The organism is Streptomyces rubradiris, assembly GCF_016860525.1.
Classification (GTDB): Bacteria; Actinomycetota; Actinomycetes; order Streptomycetales; family Streptomycetaceae; genus Streptomyces; species Streptomyces rubradiris.
This window is the reverse complement of record NZ_BNEA01000007.1, coordinates 388,074-400,102: the sequence shown is the minus strand read 5'-3', so window position 1 is coordinate 400,102 and position 12,029 is coordinate 388,074. Positions and strand designations below refer to the sequence as shown.

At 73.8% G+C, this 12,029-nt stretch carries 9 protein-coding genes; 2 read left to right on the top strand and 7 right to left on the bottom strand.

What is annotated here, in order from left to right; genetic code table 11:
• Positions 1 to 184: 184 nt before the first annotated feature.
• Together Srubr_RS11090 and Srubr_RS11085 are read left to right on the top strand one after the other, a co-directional pair.
• A complete protein-coding gene (locus Srubr_RS11090; protein WP_189991157.1) occupies positions 185 to 1,384 on the top strand; it encodes an acyl-CoA dehydrogenase family protein in 1,200 nt (399 codons plus the stop codon).
• A gap of 191 nt (positions 1,385 to 1,575) precedes the next feature.
• Positions 1,576 to 2,781 carry a CaiB/BaiF CoA transferase family protein gene (locus tag Srubr_RS11085; protein WP_189991155.1) on the top strand — a complete coding sequence of 402 codons (1,206 nt, stop codon included), beginning with the start codon at positions 1,576 to 1,578 and terminating at the stop codon, positions 2,779 to 2,781.
• A gap of 36 nt (positions 2,782 to 2,817) precedes the next feature.
• Here the strand turns inward: Srubr_RS11085 and Srubr_RS11080 are convergent, their stop codons facing one another.
• The 7 genes from Srubr_RS11080 to Srubr_RS11050 all read right to left on the bottom strand — a co-directional run bounded on the left by Srubr_RS11080 (position 2,818) and on the right by Srubr_RS11050 (position 11,384).
• On the bottom strand, positions 2,818 to 3,861 hold the full coding sequence (locus tag Srubr_RS11080) for a LysR family transcriptional regulator (protein ID WP_189991152.1): 1,044 nt from the start codon (positions 3,859 to 3,861) through the stop codon (positions 2,818 to 2,820).
• On the bottom strand, positions 3,851 to 4,759 hold the full coding sequence (locus tag Srubr_RS11075) for a LysR family transcriptional regulator (protein ID WP_189991150.1): 909 nt from the start codon (positions 4,757 to 4,759) through the stop codon (positions 3,851 to 3,853). The genes Srubr_RS11080 and Srubr_RS11075 overlap by 11 nt, the downstream gene beginning before the upstream one ends.
• 46 nt (positions 4,760 to 4,805) lie before the next feature.
• Positions 4,806 to 5,762: a GlxA family transcriptional regulator gene (locus Srubr_RS11070; protein WP_189991148.1), complete on the bottom strand. Its 957-nt coding sequence runs from the start codon at positions 5,760 to 5,762 to the stop codon at positions 4,806 to 4,808.
• A gap of 24 nt (positions 5,763 to 5,786) precedes the next feature.
• Entirely contained in the window at positions 5,787 to 6,749 is a 963-nt protein-coding gene (locus Srubr_RS11065) for a CPBP family intramembrane glutamic endopeptidase (RefSeq protein ID WP_189991146.1), read from the bottom strand.
• Positions 6,750 to 6,983: 234 nt separating this feature from the next.
• On the bottom strand, positions 6,984 to 8,072 hold the full coding sequence (locus Srubr_RS11060) for a 4Fe-4S binding protein (RefSeq protein ID WP_189991144.1): 1,089 nt from the start codon (positions 8,070 to 8,072) through the stop codon (positions 6,984 to 6,986).
• Between the two features lie 103 nt (positions 8,073 to 8,175).
• Positions 8,176 to 9,549, bottom strand: coding sequence for a serine/threonine-protein kinase (locus Srubr_RS11055; protein WP_189991142.1), 1,374 nt, complete (start codon positions 9,547 to 9,549; stop codon positions 8,176 to 8,178).
• Between the two features lie 242 nt (positions 9,550 to 9,791).
• The gene (locus Srubr_RS11050) at positions 9,792 to 11,384 is read right to left on the bottom strand and encodes an MFS transporter (RefSeq protein WP_189991140.1); all 1,593 of its coding nucleotides are present in this window, start codon (positions 11,382 to 11,384) and stop codon (positions 9,792 to 9,794) included.
• Positions 11,385 to 12,029: the final 645 nt, after the last annotated feature.

The following is a 12,029-nucleotide window of genomic DNA, read 5'->3' as shown; positions in this document are numbered from 1 at the left end:
GGCATTGGTATCTCCTTGGGCCCTGGTCGTTTTTTCGTCTTTGACCTATGGGGTGTTCCGGGCGTGCACTGGAAGAGCAGCCGACCAGCGGTGGGCCGAAAGCGCGAGTGAGGACTCACCCGCCAGGTGTCCGGGGAACCCGGGACCGGTGCCCCGCATGTTTCTCCGACACGGAAGGGCGATCATGGCCACGCACCACAAGAAGATGGATCCGTTCGCCGTCGAGGGCGACTTCTTCAGGATCAAGGACCTGCTCGAACCCGAGGAACGGCAGACGCTGGAGCGCATCCGCTCCTTCCTCGCCGACAAGGTGGAACCGACCGCCGGCGAGCTGTGGGCCCGTTCCGAGTCCCCGCTCCACCTGGTGGACGCGATCCGCGACCTGGGCATCACCGGCATCCCCGGCGACGCCCCCGGGATCACCGCGCGCAGCCCGCTGCTGAGCGGCCTGATCAGCATGGAGATGGCCCGCGTCGACCCTTCGTTCGCCACTTTCTACGGCGTGCACAGCGGGCTGGGCATGGGCTCCATCCGTGAGTGCGGCTCCGACGAGCAGCGGCAGCGCTGGCTGCCGCAGATGGTGGAGTGGCGCAAGATCGGCGCGTTCGGTCTGACCGAGCCGCTGGTCGGTTCCGGCACGGCCCGCGGACTGCTGACCACGGCCCGCCGTGACGGCGGTGAGTGGGTGCTCAACGGCGAGAAGCGCTGGATCGGCAACGGCACGTTCGCCGACCTGGTGGTGATCTGGGCCCGCGACGAGGCGGACGGGCAGGTCAAGGGCTTCGTCGTGGAAAAGGGCACTCCCGGCTTCACCGCCCGCAAGCTGGAGGGCAAGATCGCCCTGCGCGGTGTGCAGAACGCCCACATCGTCCTGGACGACGTCCGGGTCCCGGAGGAGAACCGACTCCAGCGGGCCGACTCCTTCCGCGACACCGCACGCGTCCTCAAGGTCACCCGCGGCGGTGTGGCCTGGCAGGCCATCGGCTGTTCGATCGGCGCCTACGAGGCGGCCCGCGCCTACGCGGTGGAGCGCGAGCAGTTCGGCAAGCCGATCGGGAGCTTCCAGCTCATCCAGGACCTGCTGTCCCGCATGCTCGGCAACATCACCGCCTCCCAGGCGATGGCGGTGCGGATGGCCCAGCTGCACGCCGAGGGCGCGCTGAGCGAGGCCCAGGCGGCCATGGCCAAGATGTTCTGCACCACCCGGATGCGCGAGACCGTCGCCTGGGCCCGCGAGGTGTTCGGCGGCAACGGCATCCTGCTGGAGTACAAGGCGGCCCGCTTCTTCGCCGACGCCGAGGCGCTCTACTCGTACGAGGGCACCCGCGACATGAACTCCCTCATCGTCGGCCGGGCGGCCACCGGGATCAGCGCCTTCGTCTGAGCCCCGCGCCCCGAGCCCTGGCCCCGAGGCCCCGCGCCCAGAGTCCTGTGTCCCGAGCGCTGAGCCCGTGTGGCTCCGCGCCCTGGACCCCGAGCCCACGCCCGCGCAGCCGCGCGCCGCCGGCCCTCCCTCACCGCAACCCTCCCCGTCCCGCACCGGGACGAGTCATTCCGCAAGGGGATGAGACCTTCATGAACCACCCCACCCCGGCATCCGGCACCCGCCCCCTCGACGGCCTGCGCGTCATCGACCTGGCCAGCGTCATCATGGGGCCCTACGCCTGCCAGATCCTCGGCGACCTCGGCGCCGACGTCATCAAGATCGAGTCGCCCGTCGGTGACGTGATGCGGCATGTGCACCGGCGGGACGCCGACACCATCGGGGCGCTGGCGCTCAACATCAACCGCAACAAGCGCAGTGTCCGGCTGGACCTGAAGACGCCCGAGGGCAAGCAGGCCGCGCTGGCGCTCATCGGCACGGCCGACGCGCTGATCACCAACATGCGCCCACGCGCCCTGCGCAAGCTGGGTCTCACCTACGAGGACCTGGCCGAGAGCAACCCGCGCCTGGTCTACTGCAACGCCCAGGGCTTCCGCTCCGACTCGCCGGCCGCCGACTACGCCGCCTACGACGAGGTCATCCAGGCAGCCTCCGGCATGGTCGACCTGATGCGGCGGGTCACCGGCCAGCCCTACTACGTACCCACGGCCATGGCCGACAAGGTCTGCGGCATGACCATCGCCTACGCCGTGCTCGCCGCCCTGCTCGGCCGGGAACGCACCGGCAAGGGCCAGCACGTCGAGGTGCCGATGGCGGACACGATGTTCGCCTTCACCCTGGTCGAGCACATCGGCGGCCAGGCGTACGAGCCCCCGGCCGGTCCCGTCGGCTTCCCGCGCTCCCTGGAACCGGGGCACGCGGCGTTCCCGACCAAGGACGGATACGCGTGCGTCCTGCCGTACAACTACCGTGACGCCGAGGCCTTCTTCACGTTCGTCGGGCACCCCGAGGCACTGGAGGGCTTCACCCCCGAGAACTTCCAGTCGAAGATCGGCGAGCTGTACGAGCTGCTCGCCCGGTACACCGGCGGGCACACCACCGCGGAGTGGGACGCGTTCTGCTCCCGGCACTCCATCCCGTTCGCCCCGGTCATGAACCTCGACCACGCCGGCGAGCACCCCTACTGGGTCGACGGGCACATGCTCGACGTGCAGCAGCACCCGCACGTCGGCGCCTACCGGGTGATCGGCGATCCCGTCCGCTACTCCGGCTCGCCCTCCGGGGTACGGCGGCCCTGCCCGGAACTCGGCGAGGACACCGCGTCCGTCCTGACCGAGATCGGCTACACCCCCGAGCAGGTGGCCGCGGTGACCGGCGAGGCCGACGCGGGGCGGTGAGGGAGAGGCGCACTGGGAGCGTACCGGGAGGCGTGGTCACGCTCCCGGACCCGGGCCGCCGGCGGACCGTGCCGCGCACGTCTCCCGCAGGATGTCCAGGAACACCCGGCAGGCCGGGGACAGGGGCTCCCTGCGGCGTGCCACTCCGAACGGGGCGCGCACGGGCGGGCCGAGGGGGCGGACGACCCCGCCCTGCTCCGCGATGCGCTCGGCGTACCAGCGGTCCACCAGAGCCGCGCCCGCACCGGTCAGCACCAGCGGGATGACGGAACCCAGACGCGGCGTGACGACACCGGCCCAGGAGCGCACCGCCCGCGCCGGCTCCCGGCCGTCCTGCTCGCGCCCCGCGCCCGGCTCGCGCCCGCTGCTCCGCCGATGCCCGGTGCCGTGCCCAACGCCTTCCTCGGTCCCGGTGCCGGCGAGGGCCCGGCGGATCGCGTGCCGGGCGGAGCCGCCGTGCAGGACCGCCACCAGCGGCATGGCGCTCACCTCGGCCGGCGACACCGGTCCCGGTGCGATGGCGGTGCCCGGCGCCATGGCCAGCCAGATCTCGTGGTGGCCCAGCTCCTCCGTCACCAGATCGGGAGCCGACGGCAACGGCAGTGACACCACGGCCAGTTCATGGCGCCCGTCGGCGAGCGCGTACACCAGCTCGTCGTCGTCGGACGCGTCCTCCACCAGCACGCCGACCCCCGGGTAGGCCCGGCGGAACCCGCCCACCGCCCGCGCCAGCGGGTCGGCCGTCACCGAGGCGTGCGCCACCAGCTCCAGGCGGCCGGCGCGCAGCGACGCCACGTCCGAGACCGCGCGGCCGGCCGCCCGGCGCGCCGCCAGCAGCCGCCGGGCCGGCTCCACCAGGGCCCGGCCCGCCGGAGTGGGGACGACACCGCGCGGCGTCCGCTCGAACAGCTCAACGCCCGCCTGCCGTTCGATCGCCCGTACGGTCTGCGATAGGGACGGCTGCGCCACGTGCAGCCGCCGCGCCGCCGCGGTGATGCCGCCGCTGTCGACCACGGCCAGGAAGTACTCGGCCTGCCGCAGACCGGTGAACGGCGCGCCCCGGCCCGGTTCACCCGGCAAAGGACCCACCCCCCACGTACGCTCCGTCGTCCGGTGCCACCGCCAGGCCGGCCAGCGCCCGGGCGGCCGGGGACAACCGGCCGTGCCCATGCGCCAGCCCGTACCGCTGGCGCAGGGGCGGATCGAGCCGGCGGACCCGCGCGCCCTGCCCGGCGGCCCACCGCGCCGCCTTCCCGGCGAGGAAGGACATGCCCGCCCCGGCCAGCACCAGCGGAACCACCATCTCCCGGTGCGCCACCTCGACGGTGAGCCGCAGCCGCACCCCGTGGGCCGCCAGATGGTCGCCCACCAGTGCGCGCTGACGGCTGTGCCCGGTGACCCCCACCGTCTCCCGGCCGGCCAGCCACCGGACCGGCAACGGGTCGGGCGGGGGTGGTTCGTCGGGCGGGAAGACGGCCATGATCTCGTGCTCGGCCAGCGCGCGCACCACGATGCCGTCCGTGTCCAGGGGGAGGTAGGCAAGGCCCACCTCGGCCCGGCCGTCCGCCAGCATGCCGGGCACCTCCGCGTCGCGGTCGGTGACCTGGACCCGCACCCGCACCTCGGGGTGCAGCCCGCGGAACCGCCCGAGGAGCGGGGCGCAGGGATCGACGGCCAGCACCGGCGTGGTGACCAGGTCCAGCTCCCCGGACAGCCCGCCGTCCGGACCGCCGATCACCTCGCCCGTCCGGCGCAGCTCACGCAGCAGCAGCCGCGCGTGGGGCACGAACGCCCGCCCCGCCGGAGTGAGGACGGCCCCCCGCCGCACCCGGCGCACCAGCGCCGCGCCCATCTCCTTCTCCAGGGTGCCCAGGGCCTGCGACAGCGACGGCTGGCTCACCCCGGCGGCCACCGCCGCGTGACCGAGGCTGCCGTGCTCGGCGACCGCGAGGAAGTACTCCAGCTGCTGACGGTTCACGCTCCGCACCGTACCCGGACCGGCACGCGATCCCCGCCGCAGGAGGCTAGTCCCGCCGGACGAAGGTGCGCCGGTACTCGGTCGGGGTGGTGCCGAGGATGCGCTGGAAGTGGGTGCGCAGGTTCGTACCGGTGCCGAGACCGACGTCGGCGGCGATCTGCTCCACGCTGCGTTCCGTACGCTCCAGCAGTTCGCGGGCCAGGTCCACGCGGGCCCGCATGACCCACTGCATCGGTGTGTACCCCGTGTCCTCGACGAAGCGCCGGGAGAGGGTGCGCGGCGAGACCGCCGCGTGCCGGGCGAGCGCCTTGAGGGTGAGGGGTTCGCCGAGCCGGTGCAGCGCCCACTCGCGGGTGGCGGCGAACCGCTCGCCGAGCGGCTCGGGCAGGCTGCGCGGCACGTACTGCGCCTGACCGCCGCTGCGGTAGGGGGCCGCGACCAGGCGCCGGGCCGCGTGGTTCGACGCGGCCACCCCGAGGTCCCCCCGCAGGATGTGCAGGCACAGGTCGATGCCCGAGGCGGCACCGGCCGACGTCAGCACGCTGCCCTCGTCGACGAACAGGACGTTCTCGTCGACCCGGACCAGCGGATGCTTCGCCCTGAGCGCCCGGGTGTAGTGCCAGTGGGTCGTGGCACGCCTGCCGTCGAGCAGGCCCGTGGCGGCGAGCGCGAAGGCGCCCGTCGAGATGGCGGCGAGCCGCGCGCCCCGGGTGTGGGCGGCGAGCAGCGCCTCGACCACGGCGGCCGGCGGGTCTTCGCGGTCCGGGAACCGGTAGCCGGGGATGAAGACGGTCTCGGCCCACTCCAGCGCGTCGAGGCCGTGGGCGACGTGGTACGACAGGCCGTCACCGCCGGTCACCAGGCCGGGCGCGGCGCCGCACACCCGCACCTCGTACGGCATGCTCGCCCGGGTCGTGAACACCTGGGCGGGAATGCCGACATCGAGCGGCTTGGCTCCTTCCAGCACCAGGACGGTGACACGACGCATACGGGAGGACGGCACGGGAACAGGGTACGAGCCGCCGCCTCAGCGGGAGCGGGCGGGCTGTTCGGAACGGAAATCGACGTGACCCGCGGGGAGTTCGCCGGTACGGGCGCGAGCGTGGAACGAGGGCCGGAGGCGGCCGGTCAGCGCCAGGAACGCGACGAAGGCGCCGGTGGCGACCCAGCCGGGCCAGCCGGCCATGCCCATGTGCAGCGGATCCAGGGCCGCCGTGGGATCGGCGAACTCCTTGACCATGCCGACACTCATCGAACTGACGAACGCGTGCCCGATGACGGCGGGCACGACCGACCCCGACCGCAGCCTGAGCCAGGTGAAGACCGGCAGGATCAGGACGCAGCTCACCAGCATGGCGGGCACCGACACGTACCAGGGCCGGCCCGGGTACTGGCCGCCCATCAGCAGCGTGGGCAGATGCCACAGGGCGAAGGCCGCGCCGGTGACCGCGTACGCCCGGACCAGGCTCCGGCCGCCGCCGTCCCCCGCGAGACGCGGGAAGAGGTATCCCTGCCAGCCCAACTCCTCGCCGAAGAACAGCGGGAGCGACACCAGCATGCCCAGCACGGCCCCGGCCGCCCAGCCGCCGAGCCCGCTCCAGTGCACGCCGCCGAACGGGTAGCGGCCGGCCAGGGTGCCGAGGGCAAGGGCGGCCGCCGTGAGCCCGCACGGGACGGCGAAGGCCGTCAGGCACGCCAGTGCGGTACGTCCCCACGGTCTCGGCCACCGCAGGGCGAGCGTGTCCCGTACCCGGCCGCCGCGCTCGACCCGGTGGACGACGAGGATGGCGGCGAGGGCGGGTGCGAGCATCGCGGCCGCGATGCACACCTCTTGCAACGCACCGGTCGCCTCGCGTGCGTCACCGCGGTGGTAACCGCCGAGCAGCAGCGGTGACATGGCCGCCCACATGCAGAGGTAGGCGACGCCGAGGTAGACCAAGAGGCCGCGCCGCCCCTTCACGACGGGCAGGAAGCTTGTGGAGAGTGTCATGCCGGGGGACGCTACGGGGTCGTGCGGGGGCGCGGAATGCGGCTGGGGCACGTATCGGTGGTGGCTTTGACACCACCCCCGGCCGGGGGTTCTCCCGCTCTGGGGAAGGCCGTTGCCGGCCCCGGGAACGATTGTGCCGATGCCATCCGCGGTGACTGTGCCGCCGGGTCCGAGGGGCGGCGGAGGGCGCTCACCTCCCCGTCGGCCTCGGCGGCCGGACCAGCCGTAGAGCCTTCAGGACTCCCGCGGCCGGGGCCGCCAGCCGCCGGTGACTTCCTTGACGGGCTTGTGCGGGAAGCGGCGCTCCGCGTACCGCTGCGCGTCGGAGTCCGGCAGGACGTACAGGGTCTCGGCCTTGTCCTGGAGCGGGCGCAGCACCGTGTCCATGAACCCCTTGCGGTCGTCGAGGTAGGGGCCGAGGACGTCCTCACCGGCGGGGCAGACGGCCACGCAGTAACCGGACTTGTAGTTCGGCTTGAACGCCAGGCTCTGCCACATCGACGCGTTCTCGGGATCGGTGACGCGGGAGCGGAAGTCGGTGGCGTCCGCGCTGTCCGCCACCGTCTGCGCCCAGTCGGTGAACCCGCTCATGAACTCCCGGTAGTTGTGCGTGACGCAGGCCATGAAGTCGAAGTCGCCGTCCTTCGTGAGGGCGCCGACGGGGCAGGCGGCGACGCACAACTTGCAGTCGATGCACGGGTTGTGGTCCAGCGGCTGCCCGTAGGCGCTCACCTCCGCGTCCACCAGCACGGTGGCCAGCAGGACGAAGGAGCCGAACTTCGGGTGGATGACGTTGCGGTGCAGCCCCATCACGCCGAGGCCCGCCGCCACGGCGACCGTCTTGTGCGCCACCACCCAGATACGGCCCGGGAACCGCTCCATCTCCTGCGGGAAGCCGGCCGACGGGTTCAGCGCGCGGTAGCCGGCGTCCTGCAGGGCCCGGGTGACCGCCCGGGCGGCGTGGTTGATCTGTTCGTCGGCCTGGTGGAACTCCTGGTTCGCCACGCTGCGGGCGGGCGAGCGGTAGTTGTCGCGGTTCATCCGCACCACGAGCGAGACGAGGGTGCGGGTGCCCGGGAGGGCGGTCAGCGCGTGCTCGCGTTCCCCGGCGAGGTCCGGGTGGCCGAGGCTCACCGCCGCGGCGTCGTCGGCACCGGCGGCCAGGCACAGCTCCCGCAGCCACTGCGCGTCGATCACCTGCGGGGGCTCGTCCGCCGCTCCGGAGTCCCGGCGGGCGAGGACGGCCCGTACGGACGGATGGCCGGCGAGCTTCGCGGGTAGCTTCGGCCGCCCGGCTCCCTCCGTGACATGTGGTTCGCGCATCCCGGCACGCTCCCTGTGAGTCGGACTGTGAGTTGGATTTTCAAACTCACTATGCCGGGCGAGGGGACCGGTCGGCAAGATCCCCCGCACCGGGAGACTGGTGTCACGGGGACGGGAGCAGCAGCACCGTGTTGGAGACCGCTCCCGCCGCGGTGTTCACCGGCGCACCGGAGGCCGTCCCGGGGCTCCCGTGACGGACGTAGGCGCCCGCCGTGCGGCCGTTCACCAGGAACGGGGAGACGACGAACGGCACCCGGGCCGTCTCCCGCGTGCCGTCGGCACTCCGGACATGCATCCACGTGGTGTCCGGCACGATCCGGTGCTGGAGGACCAGCGTCTCCTCGCGGGACCGCCGCGCCAGCAGGCCGGCCCAGTCACCGGCGGCGACCTCGACACCGGCGACGAAACCCGTACCGCCGTGGCCGCGCGACGGCTTGACGACGAGACCGGCCCGCTCCCGCACGGCACGCGCCAGGACGTCCCGGCGCCGTTCGGCGGACTGCCCGGGGCCCAGCCACGCCGTCCACGGCACATGCCCCAGGACCAGCGCCCGGTCCTCGGGCGCGTACAGGTCCAGATCCTCGTGCATCCAGGCCAGCACCTGCTTGGCGCTGAGCAGACACGCCGCTTCCGGCACGAACAACCGCACGCTCCGGGCCCGTACCGCCTCGCGCAGCACACCCAGGGCCGCCGTGTCCGCCACCACGGAACCGACGAACTGATTGAAGACCACATCGACGCGGTCCCCGCCCACCCACAGCCCGGCGGCGCCACCGCGCACCTCGGACAGGTCCGCGACCGTCACCTCCAGCCCCACCGCCTCCGCGGCCTCCGCGGCCGGCCGCAGATAGCGGCGCAACGCGCCGGCGCCGCCGAGCTTCGCCGCGATACCCGAGGCCGCCCGCCAGGTCGGCACCAGCACCCGGCGGCGCCCGCCGCCCGGCACCGGCTCCGGCACCGCTCCGGCGAGGGCCACCGCTCTGGCGCGCAGGGTCGAAGGCGGCTCGGCCGGTGCGCCGTCCGGCCAGCCGCGGGCGAACGCCGCGGCGCGCCGCTCCAGGCCCGGGACACCGTAGACGTTGGGACCGGTGTTCAGCTCCACGAACCAGGGCCTGCCCCCGGCCACCAGCGCGTCGGGACGGGCCACGCGCAACAGCGCGGGGTCGGACAGCGGCTGCGCCGGGTCCAGAAGCCGCGGCTCACGGTGGTCGTCCAGCGCCCGGCACAGCTCGCCGGCGGTCCCGGCCCGGCGCCGGCAGGCGAGGAGCGCGCACCGCAGCACGCCCGCGGCCAGCTCGCCGAACCGCTGGTAGTCCGCCTCGGCGAAGACCAGCGGGCGCAGCGCCTCCCAGCGGCTCGGCAGCGCGTCGAGAACCCACCAGTCGGCCTCGGCGGCGCGCCGCATCAGTTCCGAGCGGGCCCCGCCGGGCAGCCGGGGCCACAGGTCGCACAGGGTCACATCCGGGCCGCGCTCCACGTCCGCCTCCCTCCCGCTTCCCATCCTGCGGGAGCGCCCGGCGCCGCGCCCGCGCGGGCTACGCCGACGTCCGGGCAGGGGGCACGGCACATCCGGGCCGTCCCCGCGTATGCCGCCCTCCTGCCGGAGCGCTCGGTGCCGAGCCCGCGTGGGCTACGCCGTCGGCCGCACAGGGACACATCCGGGCCGTCTCCGGGTCCGCCTCCCTCCCGGCGGAGCGCTCCGCCCCGTGTCCATGCGGGCTACGCCGTCGGCCGCACCAGCGCGCCCGGCTCGTCGGCCGGCGCCGCCGCCGGCGTGCGGACCATCAGGTAGGTGCACACCGCCACCACGGCCGTGGCCACGGCCCCCGTGTACAGCGCCGCGTGCAGACCGTCGAGGAACGCGGCGTGGAACCAGCGGCGCACCGCACCGGCGCCCGGACCGGCGAGCGCCGCCGCCGGCCCGTGGGCCAGGGCACGGTCGGCCAGCGCGGTCGCCTGGTCCGCCGGGAGGACGGCCTCCGCCTGGCGCAGGAACGAGTCCCGCATCCGGGAGTTGAGTACCGCCCCGAGCGCCGCCACGCCGGTGACACCGCCGAGTTCGCGCAGCGTCTCGGCGATCGCGGTGGCCATGCCGGCCCGCGGGCCGCGAACCCGCTGCACGACGATGACGTTGACCGGTACGAACGTCAGGCTCACGCACACCCCGATGACCGGCAGGACCCAGCAGTACTCGGCGTAGCGCGCGTTCTCCCCGTACCCGGCGAGCCCCGCCAGCGCGAGCGGGCACAGCGTGACGCCGACCAGCAGCGGCCGGAAGGCGCTCCGGCGCGCGGACAGCCTGCCCGCGACGGGGCCCGTGACCACGATGAACGCGGACGCCAGCAGGAAGACGAGGCCGGCGCCGGCCGGCGACCAGCCGAGGATGTACTGGAGGTACAGCGACAGGAAGAAGATCGCCCCGAACAGGGCCAGGCTCGTGGAGAAACCGGCCAGCGCGGCCACCGCGCAGAGCCGGTCGCGGAAGAAGGACAGATCGATCATCGGCTCGGCGGCGCGCGCCTCCACGGCCAGCAGGGCGGGCAGCGCCAGCCCGGCCGCGGTGAACCCGGCCAGGACGGCCGGGTCGGTCCAGCCCTCCGACGGCCCCTGGATGAGCGCGAAGATCAGCCCGCCGACGCCGACGGCCGCCAGCGCCTGTCCGGGCAGGTCCCAGGGGCGGCTGCGGCACGGCGGCGCGTACGGCAGGAAGAACGCGCCGAACAGCAGCAGGCACACGCCGATCGGCACGTTGATCAACAGCACGCTCTGCCAGCCGAACCGCTCCACGAGCGGACCGCCGATCACCGGGCCCAGGGCGAGCCCCAGGCCGGACGCGGCGCCGCGCAGCCCGAGCGCCCTGGCCCGGGTGGCATCCTCGGGGAAGACCTGCCGCAGCAGGGCGGCGCTGGACGGCAGCAGGGCCGCGCCTCCCGCGCCCTGGACGATCCGGCCGGTGACGAGCATCGCCCAGCTGTCCGCCGTCGCCCCGAGCGCCGACCCCAGGGTGAACGCGGCCAGTCCGGCGAGGAACAGCCGGCGCCGCCCCAGCCGTTCCCCGACGATGCTGCCCGGCAGCAGGAAGGCCGCCAGGACCAGCGTGTACGAGGCCACGACCCACTCCAGGCCGCCGACGCCCACGGCCAGGTCCCTGCCGATGTCGGGGAGCGCGTTGTTCATCGCGAGGTTGTCGAGCATGACCATGAAGACGGCCACGGACTCGACGACGAGCACGGCACCGGGGCGGCAGCGCCTGGATCGGGGCACGGCGGGGGCGGCGGCGGGCGAGGGCGGGCCGGTACGCGGCAGGGACATGGCGTCGTCCAGACGGGGAGAGGGGCGGGGGTACGGGTCGGTAGCGCGGGCCGAGTGGTTCCGGGCCGGCGGATCAGGGTTCGGCGTATTCGAGTGGGGTGGAGCGGACCGGGCGGATACGGGTGCGGTGGAGCGCCCCGGGCGGTTCGGGCCGACGGATCGGGCCGGGCGGATCCGGGCGGTGGGGAGGGTCAGGGGGAGTCGGTCGGTGGACCGGGTCGGACGGAACCGGTCAGCGGACTCGCTCGGCGCGGAGCCGCGGTACCCGGTCGAGAGCCCGGGCGGGATGGCGGTGACAGCCGTGCCCTTCCCGCCGGGCGCGGTGGGCGGGCTCCGGACACTGTCCGGAGAATTCCGCGCCCGAACCGGACTGATGGGCGCCTCGCCCGGGGAAAAGGACTGCGATCACCTGGCAAAAGGTACGCGTTCCGCGCCGGAACGCAGGCCGATGACGGCGAAGATCACTGACAGAGGTGAGGCGCGTACCCGGGCGGGCATCATGCGGATGATCGGACAACCTGCGGCAATGTCAGGTGTGTTGATCGAGAGTGATCGGACCAAGCGCCGTACGGGACAAACGCGATCACGATAATGACGATGGCCTGTTCTCCCGGAGCAATTCTGCCCAGGGTCGGTTCCCTCTTT

Excerpts from the sequence above, each read along its gene's own strand:
- Srubr_RS11090 (WP_189991157.1), top strand. The coding sequence starts at position 185 with ATGGCCACGCACCACAAGAAGATGGATCCGTTCGCCGTCGAGGGCGAC.
- Srubr_RS11085 (WP_189991155.1), top strand. The coding sequence starts at position 1,576 with ATGAACCACCCCACCCCGGCATCCGGCACCCGCCCCCTCGACGGCCTG.
- Srubr_RS11065 (WP_189991146.1), bottom strand. The coding sequence starts at position 6,749 with ATGACACTCTCCACAAGCTTCCTGCCCGTCGTGAAGGGGCGGCGCGGC.
- Srubr_RS11060 (WP_189991144.1), bottom strand. The coding sequence starts at position 8,072 with ATGCGCGAACCACATGTCACGGAGGGAGCCGGGCGGCCGAAGCTACCC.
- Srubr_RS11050 (WP_189991140.1), bottom strand. The coding sequence starts at position 11,384 with ATGTCCCTGCCGCGTACCGGCCCGCCCTCGCCCGCCGCCGCCCCCGCC.